Raw genomic sequence first — 22,089 nt, 5'->3', positions numbered from 1 at the left:
ACCGGTGGGCCGCTCATGCCTCAAAACGAAAACAAGCCTGCAAATGCAGGCTTGTTCTTTTTCTACACGCGACTATTGCAGAAAAGGATTGCTGATTCGTTCGCGTCCCAGCGTCGACATAGGCCCATGGCCTGCAATAAAGGAGACGTCATCACCCAGCGGCAGCAGCTTGTGGTGAATGGATGCTATCAGGTCATCGTGACTGCCCTGTGGAAAGTCTGAGCGCCCTACGCCACCGTTGAAAATCACATCGCCGGAGACCAGCAGACGACCTTCGCGGTCGAAGAATACAATATGACCCGGCGTATGCCCGGGACACAAAAGGACTTCCAGCACGGTATAACCAACCTGTACGTTTTCCCCCTCTTCCAGCCAACGGTTCGGGGTAAGTGGTGCGCACTCGTCAAAACCAAACATCTGGCTTTGCTGCGGTAAAGCGTCCAGCCAGAATTTATCTGCCTTATGCGGCCCAATAATCGATACGCCGTAATGCTCAGCCAGCTCTGCCGCCGCTCCCACATGGTCAAGATGACCGTGTGTCAGGAGAATTTGCTTGAGCGTTACGCCCAGCCCGGCGATTTCATCTTTAATTTTCTGCGCATCCCCGCCAGGATCCACCAGTGCAGCTTCACCCGTTTCAGGGCACCAAATCACTGAACAATTCTGTGCGAACGCAGTGACCGGTATGATGTGAAAGTCCATAATACTCCGTTACCAGCCGCCACAAGACAACCGGAATTTCAGGTTACCAGTGCCGAACCGGCCCGGTATCAATATGCACAAAGTTACTTCGTGGGTAGTATCCTACACCACCAGAGCGCAGAGAAAGCGCGGCTTTGCGGATATTGCTCAATGTAATCCCTTCAATATGGAAATCCATCGCCTGACCCAGCGTGTGATAGCTATGTTTAGCCACGCCATCACCGCTTTCACGCAGCATATTATTGGTTGCCAACGAACGGTAGCCAGAAATAAGCTGAACGGGTTTACGGGTATTAAGCAGAGTTTGCAAACGGAACAACTGATCGAAAAGATGAGGGTCGATACTTTTACTCTTATTTGCCCGATAATCTCGGAAAAAGTGGTTAAGGCGTGCCAGCTCGGATTTATCGTAGCTTTTACCGTTAAAAAACTCGGTTTTGAGACTTTCACCGGTATGAAGATTATTCAGAGTCAGTATTCGGGGACGTGCGGTAGAGAGCGAGGCAAAAGCCTCGCGCGGTAATAGTGCGACACCCAAGGCGGCTCCGCCCAGAGTCAACCACTTACGGCGATGAGAGTCGATCTTATCCATAAAGCTGCATTACCTGGCTAAAAGGTTCAGAGTTGTGCATTTACTGCGCTGGCTGGAACCTTACCGGGCGCGAAAACATCCGTCAACCCGCTATAAACGAAAATGACGCATTGGTTCAATTGTTGACCCAATGCGCCCTTATACTTCTTGGCTAAGAACTTCTGGTTAATCAGCTATTAGCGCAATAATTGACCAGCCCGTGCCAGCACCTGAATACCTGAACGCGCAGTGTAGTCATAATTGTAAATATCTGTACGAAACTGGGGTTGACCATCATCTGCGACCCAGGCGGTCAGATAATAGAGGTTGACCGGGATACGATGACGAATAGTCACAAAGCGAGTATCGCCCTCTTTCAGCGTACTGGCGATACGCGTGTCGTTCCAACCCACATCCCGCAACAGTAAATTAGCCAAATCGGCAGCGCGATTCACCCTTACGCAGCCGGAACTCAGAGCGCGTATATCTTTCTGGAACAGGCCATGATTTGGCGTGTCATGCAGATAGATGGCTTCAGAGCTCGGCATATTGAACTTGTAACGCCCGAGCGAGTTGGTAGCGCCAGGAGCCTGACGGATGCGGTATGGGAAGGAAGCGGCAGAAACCATGCTCCAGTCTATCATTGAAGGATCAACCACTTGCGCTTCACTGCTCCAGCCTGAAAGTAGTGTGTAGCCGTGCTTATAAAGGTACGTCGGATCCTGTTTTACCTTCGGAACGATATCCTTGCGTATCAGCGAGGTAGGAACGTTCCACGGTGGGTTAAGCACCACATTGTTCAACGCGCTGCGCATCAATGGCGTTTTGCGGTCCGGTCGTCCGACAATCACCCGTGACGCGAGGATTTCATGACCATTGACGTAATAAGCCAGCGAATAGTTGGGGATGTTTACCATTATACCGTTGTGCATGTCATCAGGAAGCAGACGCAAACGCTGGATGTTCAATGCCAGCAGCGTGGCACGCTGCTGTGGAGAAGCATTCAACCACTCGCGGGTACGCTGGCCGATCGCGCCATCAGCTTCCAGGCCTTGCCAGCGTTGAAAACGTTTTAGCGCCTCCACCAGCTGCGGCGTATACGTATTGGCCACATTACCCTGCGCCGCCTGTCCGTTGATGCTATTTGCCGTTGCGGTATTTCCTGACAGACTCGCCGATGGGCTGACTACGCGATGACTTTCAGTCCCTGCCTGCGTGCCTGAATCCGGCTGCACATTGTCATCATCGTGGACCAGTGGGGCATCGACATCCCCCACGATCTCCGCCACAGGTTTAGCGGGTTCATTTTCTGACGACATCATGCCATTACGTTGCAGAATATCGCGCAGGGCCGATACGTCGTTACTGATCTGGCCCGGACGCAGCGTCTGCTTATCGATGAGCCGGGGCCACGGACGACTATCCGCCGCCAACAGCGTTTTCAGCGCCTGGTGCATTCGCGGATACTGCGGATGCTGGGGTGCCAGTGAAAGCACAAAGCCGTTGATATTGCCCTGCGCCAGCGCACGCTGCCACTGATTAATCGCCATTATCGATGGTGCTTCCATCCTGTAGGGCACATTGCTGTATAGCCAGGACTCACCTTTGCTCGGCACGTTGGAGGTAAATTGCAGATAACCTAACATGGCATCAGACAGTACCAGATCGCGGGCCAGGCCAGTAATAGCGGGATCGGTAAGCGCCTTTACCCACTGAGAAAACTGCGGCTGAACGCCGGAGAGAGCCACTTCAGCCAGCTGTTGCTGGAATTGTTTGACCGCCTGCTGATCCTGCCACATTAGCTGCATACGATTGTTGGCGTAAAGTGGAGCAAGATTTTTCAGGTAAAATAGCGTTATGCCGTGAGGTAAAGCGGCGATGATCTGCTGCTGACTTTGCGTCACGCTGATGGTTGACAGCGCCGGGGCGGCAACGGGTGGAGTACCTGCCACAGCGCCTGGTAAAACGACTAGCCCGGAAAGCAGGCAACAACCCACCGCAAGCGCATGGATAGATAATGATTTCTGCAGCGACATTCCCTGCTCCCTGTTTCAGTCAGCTTATTAATAAAAATAACGATTAATCGTTGTTATAAGTATACAAACAGAAAACGGCATTCGCCTGTTACGTTACAAATGCCGTTATTGAGAGTAATGCCCCGTTGGTCAATTTACCACTTGATAAGCACTATTTTTTTCCTGTACCAATACTATGCGCCAATATCTGCACTGCCCGTTACCGAACTTGGGTCTGCGGCAAAACCGCGCAAGCCGACCACATGCACATGTTCAGTATTATTGAATACTTTACGTACAAGTTTATAGGTCGTGCCTTTTTCCGGACTGATATTTTCCGGCGCGGCAATAATCAACTGCATTTCCAGGCGGTCGCAGAGTTCAAACAACGTGGCAATCGATTTTGCATCCAGACGCGCGGCTTCATCAAGGAACAGCAAACGACACGGCGAGATATCTTTACCGCGTAGTCGCCGTGACTCCTCTTCCCAGCTTTGCACCACCATCACCAGGATCGACATCCCGGTACCGATAGCCTCACCGGTGGAGAGTGCACCACTTTCCGCACGAAGCCAGCCGTCGGAACCACGGCTGACTTCCACTTCCATTTCAAGATAGTTGCGATAGTCTAGCAGCTCTTCGCCGATGGTTTGCGGCGTACGCTGCCCCATATCGATCTGTGGATTCAGACGCTGATACAGTTTCGCCAGCGCCTCGGAGAAGGTCAGGCGGTTACTTTTAAACAGATCCTGATGCTGCTCATGCTGTTCAGACAAGACGTCCAGCAATGTGGAGTGCGCTTCGCGCACGTTAACATTCAGACGCACGCTTTTCACCTGACCAAAACTAACGGCCTGCAAGCCCTGATTCAGCTGGCGGATGCGGTTCTGTTCGCGCTGGATCGTTTTGCGAATAATATTCGACACGCTGCGTGAACTGATAGCCAGCGTTTGCTCACGGGCGGTCAGCTCTTCGGTCAAACGATTCAGTTCAATTTCCATCTGTTCAATCGCTTCAACCGGATCATCGGTACGAATGATGTCCTGACGAATACGTTCGCGCAGATGCTGGTATACGGCGATATAGAACTGAACTTTTCGCTCTGGTCGTTTTGGATCTTCAGACAGGCGCAGCACGTCTCGCAGATGTTCATTATCCGCTACCGCCAGACGCAACGCTCCCAATGCTTTGTCCGACATAGAGCGCAGCTCGTCACCGCCCAGATAAGCCAGTTCGCGGCGGTGCAGACGGCGTTCCACGCCATTATCCTTCACCAGACGCAGCACCGCGACCCAGCCAGCCTTAGCGTTGACAACCTGTTCACGCCCCTGCTGGTATTCGCGTTCAAGACGACGGAGTTTTTTCTGTAGCGCGTCTATTTCGGCCTCGCAGAACGTCAGCTGTTTTTCCAGCTGATTGCGCCGCGCACGGTTATTGCTTAATGCGCTGTAGAGTTCATCACGACGCAGACGCGCACGCTGTTCGGCGCTGGCATCAGCCTGCACGCCAATATCCTGCATCTCCTGCTGTAGCTCTTTCAGCATATCGCGCTTGGCATCATACGAACTTTTCAATGAGGCCAGTACCTGTGAATATTGGGTTAGCTGCGATTGATGCTGGCGCAGCTGCTCGCGGGCACGGGCGCGTTCGCTTTCAGCCTGTTCCAGGCGCTGGCGCAGTTTTTCATTCAGATCGCTGGTGCCATTGAGCATGCCCGCCGAATCGATATAACCAAAGTGCGCCCGGCGCTGCACCACTTCCGTCAGGGAAAACGCCTGCTGGCGCGCATCGCGCTGCTGCTGCTGCGCCTGCTGATAGTCCAGCGTTAGCTGTTCATGCTGCTCCGGGTCGCTTTGCAGAACGGACAGGATAGGTTCCAGCTTGGCGAGCGATGCGCCGTGCTGCTGTACAAAGCGCGCGGCTTCCTGCGCTTCAGCCAGTTTCTCCTGAATCTCTTCGTGACGGTCCTGTAGCGTGTCATCCAGCAACAGGCTGACACGCGGCAGCAGGCGGTTAAGCTGGGCTACGCCCTCTTTCGCCTGTTCAAACTGCTGGCGCTGCTGCTGATTTTCGCTTTCATGATTGCTCAGCTCTCGCTCAACTTCATTACGGCGACCGTTGAGCTGACGTAATGCTGCCTCCGGATCGGGTTCAAAAGCAACGCCGATATGGCTGCCGATAAAGCGGCTGAACGACTGATGCAGTCGTTGAATTTTCTGCACGTCAAATGACAGGGTGGCAAAACGTTCGGCCAGCGTTTCACGCTCGGCACGTAGCACGTCCAGCTGATTTTCACGCGCCGCTCGGCCAAAGAGCGGAACTTTAGGGAAGCGTGAATAGCGCCACTGACGGTCACCCGCCTTGACGACCACCGCTTTGGTCAGCTCCTCAACATTAAACACGCTGTCATCAAATGACTGCGGGTCGCCTTCTATCAGGTAGAGATCTTCCGGGCAGTCGTCCAGACCATCAAGCTGTTCGCGGATCAGCGACAGGTCAGGAACCACGATGGCATGGCGTGCCGGGCCATACAGCGCCGAAAAGTATGGCGCATCGTCAATGGTGACATCGTCATAAATTTCCGATAGCAGCACGCCGCCAAAACGTTCCGCAAGGTGATTCAGACGTGCATCTTCTGAACCGCCTGGCTGGCTAAGACGCTCGATCTGCTGTTCGATCTCGCGCTTACGCGCCGCGATGTCGTCGCGCTCCACCGTTGTTTCGCGCTCACGCTCCAGCAGCTGCTGCATGAACTCAGTCACCTGCTGGCTGTTTTCCAGAGCCTGCCCGGTTTGTTCACTCAGCTGGGAGAGGATCTCTTGAGCTGCCAGCCACTGTGGTGCCTGCTTCGTCAGTCGCGCAACACGTTCGCGTAGCTGTTCCAGCTCCTGACGCAACGTCATGCGCCGTTCTCCGGCATCCGCTACGCTTTCATTGAGGAGTTCAATCTGCGCCTCAAGTTCGGCCTGAAGATTTTCCAGATCGGCGGCATCAACCTGCTGGCCATAACGCTTGCAGAAGTCGCTCAGCAGACGTTCAGCGTCTTGTTGTTCACGTACACGCTGTCCCAGCTCGCTAATGCGGCTACGCAACGGCTGTAGCTGTTCAGCATGGTAGCGCTGGTTGCTGGCATCGCGCAGCAGATCGCGCCCCACCTGCCATGCGTCACTGCGGCTGACCGGGCCGGCAATACGGGTCACCAGTTCATAGGCCTGCTCGAACTGGCTGTGCGCGGCCTGCGCCACGCTCATTTTCTGTTCCAACATCAGGAGTTTGTCGGTCGCTTCCTGCTCTTTCGCCTGGAAAGTTTCCTGCCACTCCTCGGCGTTATCGACGCTAAGATCGCGCAGCTGACAGATATCCTGAGCACGTTGTAACGCCTGTAACGCCTGTTGATACTGAATAGCGCGGGTTTGCTGAACGTCCAGCGCCTGCTGATAATCGGCCAGCTGGCTTTTCAGTTCATCAACCTCCAGCTCGGTGGCTTCACTGCGCGCTTCATTTTCTTCCTGCACTTCACGCGCTTCTGCCACGACCTCATTTTGTTCTTCAAGGCGGAAGGTCAGCTCTTCAAGATCGGCATCATAGCGGTCAATCTTTTCCTGCTGGCGCAAAGCGGTCTGCACCAGGTTCAGATGATCGCTGGCTCCCTGATAATCGGTTTCCAGATCGCTTTCGGCCGCATTATGTTCTGCGAGTTCACGCGCCATTTCGATATGACGATACTGTTCGCTGGCGCGCTGCTGGCGGCTGGTAAACAGATCATTGCGCAGTAACAGCGCGCCATCAAGGTGGATGCGCCGCTCGTTGGCGTGACGCATGTAGTCAGCCGACACATAGTTGGTGGCTTCTGAGATCAGATGTTTAAACAGATCGCGATCGGATTGGGTGACGCGGATCGCCTCCAGCGTCATGCGGTTTTCGCGCAGCGCCGATTCCATATCCTGGAAAGCTTTACGCACGCCGCTGTTTTCCGGCAATAAATAGTCACGCAGCGAGCGAGTAATCGCGCTGGAAATACCGCCGTACAGGGAAGCTTCAATCAGGCGGTAGTACTTACTGCGGTCGGCAGCGGTGCGCAGGCGGCGCGCCACAATACCGAGGTCAAACATGACCGAGTGGTAATCCGTAATGGAGTTGTACTGCTTAAACTGTACGCTCTCCATCGCTTCAAACTTCTCTTTCAACTCGCTAAGCGGCAGCACGCGCGCCTGACGAGCACTGACCGTTTCGGTCAGGATCTCGGTTGGATTAATCGCCGTTGGCAGACCGTGAATACTGAACGGTTTGATATCCACTTTACGGTCACGCCCCGCAATCTGCTGCAAACGTACGCCGACAATCACGCGCTGGTGAAGTGAGTTGACCACGTCCAGCGCCGCATAACACACGCCGGGACGCAGTTTACCGTGCAGGCCTTTATCGCGTGAACCAGAGGTCGCGCCCGCTTCGGTGGTGTTACGAAAATGTAACAGCGTCAGGTCAGGGATCAGCGCGGTAACAAAGGCCGCCATAGTGGTCGATTTACCGGCACCGTTGCCGCCTGACAGCGTTGTCACCAGTTCATCAAGATCAAAAGTACGGGCGAAGAAACCGTTCCAGTTAATCAGCGTCAGTGAGCGAAATTTGCCACGTTCAATCATTTACTCTTCCTCCGCACTATCCGGCGCACTATTTTCCGCTTCATTATCGCCCTCTTCACCGTCATCACTCAGTGCCGGGCCACCGTCAAGCTGCACCGCTTCACCATCACGGATCATCCGCAGCTGCGCATCACGCGCATCGTCACCGCTGCGCACATCGGCCCCGAAGCGGAATACCGATTCGGTAATACGGAATTTGCTGCTGTCATTACCCATAAACCACACCATACCGAGGCGACGAAGGCGGTTTAATGACGCGCGCATCTTTTCCTGTAACTTTTGGCGGTCAAGGTCAGAACCGGTGGAACGCTGATTAACCAGCTTCAGCAGTTTGCCCTCATCGGCCAGCGACATCAGCTCATCGTGCAGCTCCTGCTGGCTGAAGATCCCTTCATTGGCCAGACGTTCCGGGCTGAGATAGAGATAGCAAAGAATTTTCCCCACCATCATGTCCAGTTCGGAAAGCACCGAACGTGGGATAAGCGTGGTAGAGCGTGGGCGCAGGTAAAAGAACCCTTCGGGCGCACGGATAAGTTCCACGTTGTAGCGGGCATAGAACTCTTCCAGGAACTCCTGGTAATCCATCAGAAATGCGTGATTATCCAGCTCTTCAATACCAATATGACGCCCGGCACGCAACTGGCTATCCAGGGCCGGAAAAATCGGGCTGGCCAGGGCCTGTGCCAGTCTGACCGGCATCACTTGTTCAATATTTGTCGATGACATGTGCCTGCACCTTGGCTCCGTAATCATTAATAGCCTGCCACTGAGCAGCCAGGCCGGAGAAATCTGCTTCGGCCACGCCTAAGCGTACGGCCTGATCGACAACAATACGCGCCACGTCAAAATGACGAATGCGCGGATATTGTGTCAGGTAATCGCGCATCACCGCGCCGAGATCTAACGGCTTTTTCTGCGCTTTATAGTCAGCCAGCGCTTCTTCAATCATCGCCGCCAGCTGTTCGCGAATTTCATTGAACTCTTCATATTCCAGCTCGGAAGGCAGTTCACCCGTCACCTCTTCATTGCGCAACACCAGATCTTCATCACGCATATCGTAAAGGCGCTCGGCGTTCGCGTGGGTGAGTGCCCACGGCATGTCGAAGTAGTTTTGCACCGACAGGCGCAGTCGCTGGGCAAAAACGCGGTTCTTATCCATATCGATGGCGGTACGAATAAATTTATGCACATGACGGTCGTAGCCAATCCACAGATCCATCGCCTGTTGGCCCCAACTGATAATGCGGTCGAGCTTGTTTTGCAGGTCAAAGACCAGCTTATCGACAAAGCCGAGATCCGGGCTGCTCATCGTTGCATCCTGAATGCGAAGCAGGTTGGCCTGAAGTTTATCGCCCGCGGCTTCCAACGTATCCTGCAATTCACGCAGCGTGCCGGAGGTTTCGTTCAGTAGCAGTTCGCAGCTGGAGATGGCGGCGCGCCAGTCTTTATTCAAAAGCTGTGCGATATCGTCTTTTACCGCCTGTTGTTGCTCATCCATAATGCGCTGGGTGATATCAATACTGTCGAAGATCTCCGCCACCGAATATTTTAACGGTGCGAAAACGTTGCGATGCCAGTGGAACTCATCGCCATCTTCATCGGCAGCATCTGCTGCGCGCTTCAGCTCACTGGCGACGATCGACAGCTGCATTGACAAACGCAGGGTGGAAAACTCACGCTGGCGAATATAATAGTCGGTAATGCCAATGCCGAGCGGCGTCAGGCGATAGATGGCATGCCCTTCAGAGTGTTCACTGGTAAAGCGATTCAACAGGCGCTGACGCACCATGTCATTGATAGCATTGTTAGCACGTACCACTATCGTTTCGCTGGTTTGCTCAAATCCTTCGCTGACGTGGCGAAATGCATCAATCAGTTCGCCTTCACTCATTTCCCCATCCATACGCTCACCGTTGAGGGTGGCGATCGCCAGCAAAAAAGCCAGACGCTCGGTCGGCAACGAGACGGAAAAATCATTTTTTCGCGCCCAGGCCACCAGTTCAGGTACTGTCTGGGAAAAATCACTCATAGTTCGTCTGCCTTATGGGTTTCCGCGCGGTAACGTGGATGTAACGCCCTAAACTTAAAAATGGCTCCTGGCGGCAATACTGCTTCTCCAGGGCCAGTACCTCATCAAATCGGTCACTTTGTTTGGTTTTATCGCGCAGATAGTCGTGGAAAACCCGAATGCCGGTTTTATTTTCAATCACGAATCCGCACGCTTCCAGCCAGGCATAAACCTGCTGCGGATCGCGTGGGTAGTCGGGAGACAGCGTTTTCTTTTTACGTTTGTTCAGCCCCGCCTGCAAATAGCCGAAATTGCCCAATACCATCGTTTGCATCAGCAGACCATTCAGGTTGTAAAACATCAGGGACAGTACGCCGCCGGGTTTAAGCGCCTGATACAACGCGGCGAGTGCCTGCTGCGGTTCCACGATCCATTCCAGCACCGCATGAAACAATACCAGATCGACCGGGTTAGCCAAATGCTGGTTGATATGCTGAGCGCCAGTTTGTTTGAACTGCATGTTAGCACTCACGCCTTGCTGTTGTGCAAGACGCTGAGCACGCGCCAACATTTCTTGTGAAACATCGCACAAAAGTACCTGATGCCCACGCGCGGCAATACCGCACCCGGTTTGCCCCTCGCCGCCTCCGGCATCAAGTACCGACAGCGGCCCGGCCGGATACGTGCTTAACAGCGCATCCAGATCCTGCCAGAGGATCGCCTGGCGAATACGCCCTTTAGTGGTGCCATAAATGTTCTGCGAGAATTTTTCGGCGATATCATCAAAATTGCGATCCTGCATGCAAGCAGCTCCGGCTTTCAGGGCGTGATTCAGCAGGGTATTTTGGCATACACTGGCAAATAATGAACCTTCCAGTCGCAGCTTTACGCCTGGGTGATGTTTTTTCGGACAAAAAGAGGTCAGCTTCATGTTTTTTACCCTAAAAAAAATCATTGGTGGCCTGCTGCTTCCGCTACCCATCCTACTGTTAATCATGGGACTGGGACTTTTCCTGCTCTGGTTCAGTCGCTGGCAGAAAAGCGCCAGAACGCTAATCTCCGTCGCCTGGCTGATTTTACTGCTTATTAGCCTGCAACCGGTTGCCGACAGACTGTTAGCTCCGTTGGAAAATCGCTACCCAACCTGGCACAATCAGCATCCACTGGATTATATCGTGGTGCTTGGCGGCGGCTATACCTGGAACCCGCAATGGGCGCCCAGCTCCAATATGCTCAATAACAGCCTGCCACGCCTGGCTGAGGGTATCCGTATCTGGCACGACAATCCTGGAGCAAAACTGATTTTTACCGGGGGTAAAGCCCAGGGCAATCCGTTAAGCTCTGCCGCAGTCACTGCCAATACGGCACAATCCCTCGGCATCCCCGCCAGTGCCATTGTCATTCTTGACCGCCCCCGCGATACGGAACAGGAAGCACACGAAATCGCAAAAATTGTCGCTAACCGTCCATTCGCGCTGGTCACTTCCGCCAATCATCTGCCCCGGGCCATGCTTTATTTCCAGCACGAAGGATTGCAGCCCTGGCCTGCGCCTGCCAATCAGTTGGCTATTGCTTCACCACTTAATCTCTGGGAACGTGTGTTGCCATCCTCATTCTGGCTCGGTCACAGTGAACGCGCCGTGTATGAGAATATCGGGCGTTTGTGGCAGTGGCTGAAACAGCTTAATGAGCCATCAGGTAAGCCACGGTAGCAGTGAACGCGTGGCGAGCCTGAAACGTGCGTGATCGAACTGCGCGCAGTGGATCAGGCGCGCCACTTCTTCCCAGATAATATAAAGCCAGCGGCGTGCAACAAATCCTTCTGCTACCGGCGCAGATTGCAAGTATTCACCAATCACTTCATCCCCTATCCCGGTTTCACACAGTGAATAGAGTTCAAATTCACGCGGAGCCCACTGAACCGGACCAGGATTAATCATTGCCAGCAAACGATCGCTCCTGGCTTCTCTAAGCATGTTGTTCAGCGTGAGATTTCCGTGTATCAACACGCAGGGATCGTCAAAGCCCACAAACAGTGAGGCCAGACGAGCGCGGCTGCGGAATAATATCTGCCAATCTTCCATGCCGAGGCTGGTCGGGCGCATATAGTTCAGGCTGGCCCATAACACCTCTATACGTTGCGCGTACCAGGCGGGCCAGCTGTTTTGCTGGGTGCTGTCGACGTTGCCGACCAGGCCCCGGCTATCGATGCGATGCCATGAGAGCAGCCCAACCACTATTTGCTCACGCAGCTGCCGCCAGCGGTCTGGGGCGCGCATTGGCATCTCAAGCGGAAAACCGCTTATTCGCTCGATCAGTAAAACTTCATGCCGTGGCATCTGCTGGCTGATAACCAGACCATGCACTATCGGGACGCGCACTTTCCCTTCACGCGCCAATATCGACAGCTTGTGCGCTTCCTGTCCTGCGGCACCCTGCACTCTGAAATACCTGGCCACTAGCGGCAGTGGCTGGCCGCTGCCGTCATACAGGGTATACAGGCTGGCATAAGGCTGCTGGCTAATGCATTCAACCCGACTGACAGGCTCACCCAGCACCAACGCAAGTTCAGAGCGCAGCTGTTCCATCTTCCTTCCTCACTGGCAAAAAGCGATATGATGGCGCGGCGAAGGAGCATTTGCGCCAGGGTGAAGCAGGTTCACGAGAGGCGTTACGGGCCGCCGCAACGGCTCCGCAAAAAAATTTATTTCATGGCTGCGCGTACACGCAACAGATCTTCAGCCGTATCCACACCCGCACTGGGAATAGCTTGCGCCACATCAACATGGATCTTTTCGCCGTACCACAGCACGCGTAACTGTTCCAGCAGCTCAATCTGTTCGAGCGGGCTGGCTTCCCAGCGCACATAGCGGCGAATGAAACCGGCGCGATAGCCGTAGATGCCAATATGACGCAGGAAGTGGTCGCCAATACTGTCCTGAGAAGTGGCAAAACGCTCACGATCCCACGGGATGGTCGCCCGGGAAAAGTAAAGCGCATTACCCTGTGCATCACGCACCACTTTCACGGCGTTGGGGTTGAACGCTTCTTCCACAGAGTCTACAGGCACTGCCAAAGTGGCCATCCCTACGCTACGCTGAGCGAGGTTTTTTGCTACCTGTTGGATAATCACCGGAGGGATCATCGGCTCATCACCCTGGACGTTAACAATCACCTTATCATCGGGAAATTGATAGTGATCGATCACTTCTGCCAGACGTTCTGTACCCGACTGATGATCGGCACGAGTCATGCAGACCTCGCCTCCGGCTGCTTCAACCGCGCGCGCCACGTCAATATGGTCGGTTGCCACAATCACTCGCTCGGCACCTGATTCAAGCGCCCGCTCCATAACGTGAACCACCATCGGCTTACCGTGTATATCCACCAGCGGTTTCCCCGGCAGACGGGTAGAAGCAAAACGGGCAGGAATAATGGCAACAAAACTCATGGATGGCTCTCTTCCAGCGTCAGCGCACGCGCCTCGACTTCCAGCAACACGGGAATACCATCCCGCACCGGGTAAGCCAGACCGTCAGGTTTACAAATAAGTTCCTGCTGTTCTTTGTTGTAATAGAGCTTGCCGTGACATACCGGGCAAGCGACGATTTCAAGCAGACGATGATCCATAATTCCTCCGTAAGGGGCCCGCTAATATAAGCCGGTAGGTTAATCGCGTCAGAATATCATAGCTGTCGTACCGGAAGTTACCCAGGCTGCTCGAAATTTACAGGCAGACGAGCCGGCCATCGTGTGGCTCGACCTGACGACTTTTGACAACGCTGGCAGACTTATTTTGCCAACTGGCGGCATAACCAGCAGATAAACGTGGTATCGCGCGATTTCTGGCTGGAACCGGCCCAGCCAGAAATGGCATCAGAAAATCGTTATGGGGGGCGGCTGATGTTAACCTGCTGATAATGCAGTGATCGTGGTTAGCAGCACCTCAGCCTCTGCTGCGGGCAGAGAGGCATCTACCGGCAAATACCACCAGTTATCAGCAGCAAAAGAGCTGGCTTTTACGGCATCTTTTTCGGTCATTAGCAGCGTTTGACCCGTTGAGGTGAGTGAATTCAGGCTATCGGTGCTGTAGTACTGATGGTCAGCAAAAGCGACCTGCTTGATCGGGATCACTCCCAGCTGCCGCAGAGTATTAAAAAAGCGTGGCGGATGGCCAATACCCGCCATTGCCACTATATTATCCAGTTCAGCAGCGGGCCGCCGCTCGCCGGATTTCAGGTTCACGGCCAAACCCGGCTTTAGCTGCATGCCCATTTCACCGGGCAAGGCTTTACCACCATTGGTGACTATTGCCGTCACACTGTGCAGGCGGGAAGCGCGTTCACGCATTGGCCCTGCCGGGAGCCACCAGCCGTTACCAAAACGCCGTTCACCGTCAATCACTACGATCTCAATATCACGCGCCAGCGCATAATGCTGCAATCCATCATCGGTAATGATGATATCGACTGCCGCGCTGCACAGCACCGCTTCAACCGCCTGACGCCGCACCGGCGCAACGGCCACCGTTGCGCCGGTGCGCTGATAAATCAGTACAGGTTCATCACCAGCTTCATCAGTGGTCGTTTGCGGCCCCAGCACCAGCGGATAATGCTCTGCCTTGCCGCCGTAGCCGCGCGACACAACGCCAACGCGTAACCCACGTTGCTGCAACGCTTGCACCAGCCAAATAACTACCGGGGTTTTGCCATTGCCCCCTGCGGTAAGGTTACCTACCACTACCACCGGAACGGGCGCGCGCCACGCCTTACGCCAACCCCAGAAATAACTGAGGCGCATAACATTGCTTATCAGCCCGTAGAGAAGGCTAAAGGGAAGCAGCAGCAAATAGAGTGAACTACGCCCACTCCAGATTCGTTCAATCATTGGCCAAATTGCATCTTATGCAACTGCGCATATGCACCACGCTCTGCCAGAAGATCTTCATGTGTACCGCGCTCCACAATCTGACCATCTTCTACCACAATGATCTCATCCGCTTTCTCAATGGTAGAAAGACGGTGCGCAATCACCAGTGAAGTACGGTTCTTTTGCAGTTCATCCAACGCAGACTGGATGGCACGTTCAGATTCGGTGTCCAGCGCGGAGGTGGCCTCATCGAGGATTAAAATCGGGCAGTCTCTTAACAATGCGCGGGCGATGGCAATGCGCTGGCGCTGACCGCCGGAGAGCAACACGCCATTTTCACCAATCATCGTATCCAGGCCCTCATCCATCTTGCTGATAAAGTCCATGGCATGCGCCATCGTCGCAGCCTTTTCGATATCTTGACGACTGTATTGCTCATGACGGGCGTAGGCGATGTTATTCGCCACGGTATCGTTGAACAGATGGACATTTTGCGATACCAACGCCACCTGATTACGCAATGAGGCAAGCGTGTATTCACGCAGGTCGTGTCCGTCCATCAGAATGTTACCGTGCTGGATATCGTAAAAGCGCGTCAGCAGGCTGGCCATAGTTGACTTGCCGGAACCAGAACGTCCGACCAGTGCCACAGTTTTTCCCGCCGGGATCGCCAGATTGATATTTTTGAGCGCGGGCATATCGCGCCCCGGATAGCTAAAAGTGACATCGCGGAATTCGATATCGCCCTTTGCACGCTCAACATTGCGTTTACCCGTATCCACTTCCTGCTCACTGTCGAGGATGGAGAACAGCGTTTGGCAGGCTGCCATTCCACGCTGGAACTGAGCATTGACGTTAGTCAGAGATTTTAACGGACGCATCAACGCGATCATTGATGAAAACACCACGGTGATCGTACCGGCTGTTAGCGTATTCATCACGCTCGGGAAACTGGCGGCAAACAACACAAATGCCAGCGCCAGTGAAGCGATCAGCTGAATGATGGGATCGGAAATTGAAGACGCAGAAACCAGCTTCATTCCCTGCTGACGCATGCGGTTGCTGACGCGGTTAAAGCGCTCACTCTCAATGCTTTGACCACCAAAAATCAGCACTTCTTTATGCCCTTTCAGCATCTGCTCTGCGCTGGTGGTCACCTGCCCCATCGTATTCTGCATATTTTTACTGATATTACGGAAACGCTTGGATACGGTGCGAATAGCAAAAGAGACCACCGGAGCCAAAACAATCAGAATTAAAGACAGCTGCCAGCTATAGTAAAACATCAGTATAAACAGGCCGATGATTGAAGCACCTTCACGTACGACCGTGACTAACGCGCTGGACGAAGAGGAGGCGACCTGCTCCGAATCATAAGTAATACGCGACAGCAGTGTCCCGGTGGACTGCTGGTCAAAGAAGGCAACAGGCATGCCCATCATATGGCTGAAGAGGCTACGGCGCATCTTCATCACCACGTTGCCCGACACCCATGAAATACAGTAGCTGGAAGCGTAACTGGTGATACCACGTATCAACATCAGGCCGATAACAGCAAGCGGCATCCACAGCAGCACCGAGTTATCAGCTTTACCAAAACCATCATCAAGTAAAGGCTTCAGCAATGACAGCATAAGTGTATCGCCCGCCGCATTGAGGATCAGTGCGACTGCGGCCACAATCAACCCCGTCTTGTATGGCACAATCATGGGCCAGAGACGACGGAATGTCTGCCAGGTGGAGAGATCTTTATCCAGATGCATTGTTTAACCAGCTTTAGTTGAAAATAGCCGCTTATTCTAGCCGGAATCCCTGGGTACGCCAAACCACTGATGATACCAACGGTTCATTATTTGTTCTCTTAGCCCAATAAGTTGCCATCGATGCGCATAAAAGCGCGCGCTCAACTGGCCGGAAAGCGCGGTGTCACGCCATTTGACGCCATTTTCACCGTAGCGGCGAATAATCTGTGTCGCGGGCAAACGCCAGGCGCTGTAGCGTGCAGCAGAAGCCATTGCTGCACTTGCAGAGACGGCGCGCAGAAAAGGCCCGGTGGAGGAGGTTCGGCTGCCATGATGTGGCGCCTGGAGCAGATCGACATGCAGATCGTCCCGCCGTTCCGCGACCAGTTTCTTTTCAGCTGGCGCTTCAATATCCCCTGTTAACAGTACCCGCCATTTTCCATCCGTGACTAAGACCACACATGATTGGTCATTACCTTCACCTTTTGCTTCTATTGGAGGCCAGAGCACGTGAAACCCTAAGCCTTGCCAACGCCAGTTATCTCCCTTACGGCAGGAAAGATGACCCGGTTTGGCCAGCGCGCTCCGCACGCTGGCTTGGGGGAATGTGGCCTGCATACTGGCCAGCCCGCCGATATGATCGAGATGAGCATGGCTGATAATAATGTGACTCACGCGTAGCCCCTGCCAGGCAAGCCAGGGCAGGATGTGGCTACGGGCTGCATCGCCACCGGGCCAGCGATTGCCGGTATCATACAGCGTAGCCTCGCCGTTACGAGAGATCGCCACCGCCAGCCCGTGCCCTACGTCCAGCATATCTACACGCCATTCCGGCTCGGGCCATAATGAACGCCAGCTGCATAACAGCAATGCCGTGCTCGCGATGCTGGCTGTTGAAGTCCGCCACCAGCCGAAGCGCAGACAGACTAAAATCAACCAACACAACAAGCTGGCGACGCTTAGTGCCTGATCCACAGGCAACCAGCCATGTGGCAAGTGTTGCAAGGGCATAAACACCAGTGCCAGAGACCGATCGACGCCATACCACAGTGGGGCAGAAATCCAGGGAAGCGCATTGCAAACTAATGCCACCAAAATCAGCGGCACGGTGACCAATGAAACTAGCGGAACCGCCCATAGATTAGCCACCAGCGCACTCAGGCTGATACCATGAAACAACAGTGCCTGCAAAGGCATCAGCAGCAGCAGCATTCCCAACTGAAGGTGTAGTAAACGTAGCGGTAACCAGTACCACCGCCGCAAGAAACGCACGGGTAGTGGAAAAGTGTGATACCAAAGCAGCAGGGCAGCCACAGCCATAGCCGACAGCCACAAGCTGTCTGAGAGCAGGCTAAGCGGGTCAAAAAAAAGGATCAGGGCAATACAAAGGCTCCATATCTGCCAAGACTGACAGTAAATGCCACGCAACCGCAGGATGCTCCACACAAGTAAAGCCAGCATGGCGCGCATTGCTGGTGCATTTCCACCTGAAAGCCAGCTGTAGATCAAAGCCACTAAAAGACTGCAAAACAGCGGTAACCGATAACCGATATATCTGACGGGAAAAGTAAACTGCATGCCGCGCATTAGCAGCCATCCGAAGCTGGCTGCAAGGGCGATATGCATCCCTGAAATGGCCATAAGATGCGCTGTACCGGTTTCACGTAATAGCTGGTTAATATTCTTGCTGACGTCGTCCCTTTCACCAAAGGCCAGCGCGGAGATTAGTCCCTGCCACGGCAGATGGGCATAACTTTTTTTACCTGATTCAATCAGGCGGCCACGCCAGCTACATTCTGCCGCGATAATCTTAGCGCTTTTCACTCTGCCGGTTAGCGGCGTATGGGTCGCGAGGGCAAAACGTTGGCGATCGAATCCCCCTTCATTTAGCTGCGCATGCACCGGCCTGAGCATCAGTTGCATCAACCATCGCTGGCCGGTGCAGAACGCGATACCCTGTGACTTTAACTTTACGTTGGCATAAACGGGTGGGAACACTAATTTGTCCCGATAGCTCAACAGGCGTATTTTTAACCTGTCGCCGTCCGGCTGTATACTTTCAATCTGCACTTCAGCTTCGATCGGCGTGCGGGATAACTCATTAATTTGCTTCAGCGCAGACTGCCCCGCTGTCATCGCCCAAACAAACATAACTATCGTTAGCGCCAGAAATTTTGTCAGCTTCCCCGGGCACAGTGCCAGAGTAAGAGAGAGCAACAGGATGACAAGCGTCATGCCAGACCCCGGTAGATGAGACAAAAAGTTGAGCGGCAGCGTTGCGATAATAACGCTCCACGCAATATGATTAACCGTCAGTGGCATACGCTCTCCCTGTTCAAGACAGGTTAAGTGTGCCGTATCTTCGGGTAGCAAGCAGCCAGAGAAGAGTAGATGTGGATAGCAGCGCGCAGAGAGTTTGCGCGGTTACAGCAAGTCACCAGATTTCTGCGACAAAAAATACAACATTTATTTAAAGCAAAAAAAACGACACCTTAGTGTCGTTTTATCGATAAATTGCTTATCAGCCGCCGTAAATATTGGCGCGATCGCGCAACTCTTTTCCTGGCTTAAAGTGTGGAACGTATTTACCTTCCAACTCTACTTTGTCACCCGTTTTCGGGTTACGACCAGTACGAGGTGCACGATAGTGCAATGAGAAGCTGCCAAATCCCCGGATTTCGATGCGTTCACCCTCTGACAACGTCGTTGCCATATGTTCCAGCATCTCTTTTACCGCATCCTCAACGACTTTCGCCGGAATATGAGATTGCTGGCCAGCAAGCCTTTCAATCAGTTCTGACTTGGTCATAAAACCTCCGGTTAATCCCTGACAGGAATAGTTATGACAGTTAACGACGGTAACAGGGCAGCTTACGCTGCCCCTAAGCAATTACTCGCCTTTAGCTGCTTTGAATGCTTCAGCCATAGCGCTAGAGAAGTTGCCTTCTTCCTGTTTGGTGTTAACAGTGTTGATGGCTTCTTTCTCGTCTGCCTGGTCTTTAGCACGAACAGACAGGCTGACAACGCGGTTTTTACGGTCAACACCGGTGAATTTGGCTTCAACATCATCACCAACATTCAGAACCAGAGTTGCGTCTTCTACACGATCCAGCGATGCTTCAGAAGCACGCAGGTAGCCTTCAACGCCATCAGCTAATTCAACTGTAGCACCTTTGGCATCAACTGCAGTGACTTTACCGTTAACAATTGCACCTTTCTTGTTCAGAGAGATGTAGTTGTTGAACGGATCTTCTGCCAGCTGTTTAACGCCCAGAGAGATACGTTCGCGCTCTGCGTCAACCTGCAGAACCACAGCTGCGATTTCGTCGCCTTTCTTGTATTCACGAACTGCTTCTTCTCCGGTAGCGTTCCAGGAGATGTCAGACAGGTGAACCAGGCCGTCGATGCCGCCGTCAAGGCCGATGAAGATACCGAAGTCAGTGATTGACTTGATTTTACCTTCAACACGGTCGCCCTTGTTGTGGGTTTCTGCAAACTGCTGCCATGGGTTAGATTTGCACTGCTTCAGACCCAGGGAGATACGACGACGTTCTTCGTCGATGTCCAGAACCATTACTTCTACAACATCGCCCACGTTAACAACTTTAGATGGGTGGATGTTTTTGTTGGTCCAGTCCATTTCTGAAACGTGTACCAGGCCTTCCACGCCTTCTTCGATTTCAACGAAGCAGCCGTAATCAGTCAGGTTGGTCACACGACCAGTCAGCTTGGTGCCTTCTGGGTAACGTTTAGCGATAGCAACCCATGGATCTTCACCCAGCTGCTTCAGACCCAGAGAAACACGGGTACGCTCGCGATCGAACTTCAGCACTTTAACAGTGATTTCGTCGCCAACATTGACGATTTCGCTTGGATGCTTAACGCGTTTCCAAGCCATGTCAGTGATGTGCAGCAGGCCATCAACGCCGCCCAGATCAACGAATGCACCGTAGTCAGTGAGGTTCTTAACGATACCTTTAACTTCCATGCCTTCCTGGAGATTTTCCAGCAGCTGATCGCGCTCTGCGCTGTTCTCGGATTCGATTACCGCACGACGTGAAACAACGACGTTGTTGCGTTTCTGATCCAGCTTGATGACTTTGAACTCAAGCTCTTTGCCTTCCAGGTGCAGCGTGTCACGCACTGGACGCACGTCTACCAGTGAACCTGGCAGGAACGCACGGATGCCGTTCAGCTCAACTGTGAAGCCGCCTTTAACCTTGCCGTTGATAACACCGGTAACAGTTTCAGCGTCTTCGTAAGCTTTCTCCAGCGTGATCCAAGCTTCATGACGTTTAGCTTTCTCACGGGACAGCAGGGTTTCACCGAAGCCGTCTTCTACTGCATCCAGGGCAACGTCAACTTCGTCACCAACCTGAATTTCCAGTTCGCCGGCTGCGTTCTTGAACTGCTCTGCAGGAATTGCAGACTCAGATTTCAGACCCGCATCAACCAGAACGACGTCTTTGTCGATAGAGACAACAACGCCACGAACGATGGAACCCGGGCGGGTTTCGATTGTTTTTAGGGATTCTTCAAATAGTTGAGCAAAAGATTCAGTCATATTGATAATCTTCAGGATTCTTCAATTTAACGTCCACCTGACATCCTGACGGGTGGGGTTGTTTCACATGCCCCATGACGTCCATATCACAGGGTTAGATAAATCATTCGGCGAACTGTTGCTTATCACAATAGAAATAAGCATAGCCGAAAATTACGCCAAAGCGAGTTTTTCACGCGCATAGTTTAGCGCAATTTCAATCACCTGCTCAATCGACATGGTAGTCGAATCAAGCACTAAGGCATCAGCTGCAGGCACCAATGGTGCAATGGCGCGATTGCGATCGCGGTCATCTCGCTCTTTTATCTCAGATAAAAGGCGCTCAAAGTTAACACTAAAGCCTTTCTCCTGCAACTGCAGCATGCGTCGGCTGGCACGCTCTTCAGAACTGGCATCAAGGAAGATTTTGACCGGAGCATCGGGAAATACCACCGTTCCCATATCGCGTCCATCAGCAATCAGCCCCGGCAATTCACGGAAACCACGCTGGCGGCGCAATAGTGCTTCGCGCACACGGGGAAACGCGGCGACACGAGATGCTGTGTTACTAACATCCTGGGTACGAATCTCTGTAGAAACGTCCTCACCCTCCAGAATCACCTCTATCTCACCGTTGTGAGAAACAAAACGTACGTCAAGATGAGCGGCAATCGGCACCAGCGCCTCTTCAGAGCTGATATCCACCTGGTGATGCAGCGCGGCTAAAGCCAGTACTCGATAAATTGCGCCGGAATCCAACAGGTGCCACTGCAATGCTTCAGCCATTGCTTTACACAATGTCCCTTTGCCTGCACCACTCGGGCCATCAATAGTGATCACGGGAGCTGTAGCCGTCATGTCGTTCTCCTTTCGGTGGAATGCCCAAGCAGCAGATGCTCAGGGAAATATCGACGCGCATTATACCTTTCATAACCTAACCTGCAACCGCAGCGACCACGCACCAAGGCATTCAGCACGCGGCCAGCACATGGCAAC

At 53.3% G+C, this 22,089-nt stretch carries 17 protein-coding genes; 1 reads left to right on the top strand and 16 read right to left on the bottom strand.

Features of this window, described 5'->3' with window-relative positions:
- Positions 1–72: 72 nt before the first annotated feature.
- From EPIR_RS07000 to cmoM, 7 genes are all read right to left on the bottom strand, one after another.
- The gene (locus EPIR_RS07000; RefSeq protein WP_023654630.1) at positions 73–702 is read right to left on the bottom strand and encodes an MBL fold metallo-hydrolase; all 630 of its coding nucleotides are present in this window, start codon (positions 700–702) and stop codon (positions 73–75) included.
- Between the two features lie 43 nt (positions 703–745).
- Positions 746–1,294, bottom strand: coding sequence for a peptidoglycan L,D-endopeptidase MepK (mepK, locus tag EPIR_RS06995; protein ID WP_023654629.1), 549 nt, complete (start codon positions 1,292–1,294; stop codon positions 746–748).
- A gap of 176 nt (positions 1,295–1,470) precedes the next feature.
- Entirely contained in the window at positions 1,471–3,309 is a 1,839-nt protein-coding gene (ldtD, locus tag EPIR_RS06990) for a L,D-transpeptidase (protein ID WP_023654628.1), read from the bottom strand.
- A gap of 173 nt (positions 3,310–3,482) precedes the next feature.
- Entirely contained in the window at positions 3,483–7,931 is a 4,449-nt protein-coding gene (mukB, locus tag EPIR_RS06985; RefSeq protein WP_023654627.1) for a chromosome partition protein MukB, read from the bottom strand.
- Positions 7,932–8,657, bottom strand: coding sequence for a chromosome partition protein MukE (mukE, locus tag EPIR_RS06980; RefSeq protein ID WP_023654626.1), 726 nt, complete (start codon positions 8,655–8,657; stop codon positions 7,932–7,934).
- Positions 8,638–9,960: a chromosome partition protein MukF gene (gene mukF, locus EPIR_RS06975; protein WP_023654625.1), complete on the bottom strand. Its 1,323-nt coding sequence runs from the start codon at positions 9,958–9,960 to the stop codon at positions 8,638–8,640. The genes mukE and mukF overlap by 20 nt, the downstream gene beginning before the upstream one ends.
- Positions 9,953–10,741, bottom strand: a complete 789-nt coding sequence (gene cmoM / locus EPIR_RS06970; RefSeq protein WP_048697172.1) for a tRNA uridine 5-oxyacetic acid(34) methyltransferase CmoM — start codon at positions 10,739–10,741, stop codon at positions 9,953–9,955. The genes mukF and cmoM overlap by 8 nt, the downstream gene beginning before the upstream one ends.
- A 127-nt stretch (positions 10,742–10,868) precedes the next feature.
- Here cmoM and elyC point away from each other — a divergent pair, with 127 nt between their 5' ends.
- Positions 10,869–11,651 carry an envelope biogenesis factor ElyC gene (gene elyC, locus EPIR_RS06965; protein ID WP_023654624.1) on the top strand — a complete coding sequence of 261 codons (783 nt, stop codon included), beginning with the start codon at positions 10,869–10,871 and terminating at the stop codon, positions 11,649–11,651.
- On the opposite strand, the gene EPIR_RS06960 is transcribed toward elyC, so the two are convergent.
- The 9 genes from EPIR_RS06960 to cmk form a co-directional block, all read right to left on the bottom strand.
- Positions 11,634–12,527, bottom strand: a complete 894-nt coding sequence (locus tag EPIR_RS06960) for a YcbJ family phosphotransferase (protein WP_023654623.1) — start codon at positions 12,525–12,527, stop codon at positions 11,634–11,636. The two genes, elyC and EPIR_RS06960, sit on opposite strands and share 18 nt — an antisense overlap.
- Before the next feature lie 116 nt (positions 12,528–12,643).
- Positions 12,644–13,390 carry a 3-deoxy-manno-octulosonate cytidylyltransferase gene (gene kdsB / locus EPIR_RS06955; RefSeq protein WP_023654622.1) on the bottom strand — a complete coding sequence of 249 codons (747 nt, stop codon included), beginning with the start codon at positions 13,388–13,390 and terminating at the stop codon, positions 12,644–12,646.
- Positions 13,387–13,569: a Trm112 family protein gene (locus tag EPIR_RS06950; protein ID WP_023654621.1), complete on the bottom strand. Its 183-nt coding sequence runs from the start codon at positions 13,567–13,569 to the stop codon at positions 13,387–13,389. Before EPIR_RS06950 ends, kdsB begins: the two co-directional genes overlap by 4 nt.
- Positions 13,570–13,845: 276 nt before the next feature.
- Entirely contained in the window at positions 13,846–14,826 is a 981-nt protein-coding gene (gene lpxK / locus EPIR_RS06945; protein WP_023654620.1) for a tetraacyldisaccharide 4'-kinase, read from the bottom strand.
- On the bottom strand, positions 14,823–16,571 hold the full coding sequence (gene msbA / locus EPIR_RS06940) for a lipid A ABC transporter ATP-binding protein/permease MsbA (protein WP_023654619.1): 1,749 nt from the start codon (positions 16,569–16,571) through the stop codon (positions 14,823–14,825). The genes lpxK and msbA overlap by 4 nt, the downstream gene beginning before the upstream one ends.
- A 36-nt stretch (positions 16,572–16,607) precedes the next feature.
- Complete coding sequence (locus EPIR_RS06935) at positions 16,608–18,872, bottom strand: ComEC family protein (RefSeq protein ID WP_023654618.1); 2,265 nt, start codon at positions 18,870–18,872, stop codon at positions 16,608–16,610.
- Positions 18,873–19,071: 199 nt separating this feature from the next.
- Positions 19,072–19,359, bottom strand: a complete 288-nt coding sequence (ihfB, locus tag EPIR_RS06930) for an integration host factor subunit beta (RefSeq protein WP_012441858.1) — start codon at positions 19,357–19,359, stop codon at positions 19,072–19,074.
- A gap of 81 nt (positions 19,360–19,440) precedes the next feature.
- On the bottom strand, positions 19,441–21,114 hold the full coding sequence (rpsA, locus tag EPIR_RS06925; protein ID WP_012668556.1) for a 30S ribosomal protein S1: 1,674 nt from the start codon (positions 21,112–21,114) through the stop codon (positions 19,441–19,443).
- A gap of 153 nt (positions 21,115–21,267) precedes the next feature.
- Positions 21,268–21,951, bottom strand: a complete 684-nt coding sequence (cmk, locus tag EPIR_RS06920) for a (d)CMP kinase (protein ID WP_023654617.1) — start codon at positions 21,949–21,951, stop codon at positions 21,268–21,270.
- Positions 21,952–22,089: the final 138 nt, after the last annotated feature.

The organism is Erwinia piriflorinigrans CFBP 5888 (assembly GCF_001050515.1).
Lineage (GTDB): Bacteria > Pseudomonadota > Gammaproteobacteria > Enterobacterales > Enterobacteriaceae > Erwinia > Erwinia piriflorinigrans.
This window is presented reverse-complemented; position numbering and strand designations above follow the sequence as displayed.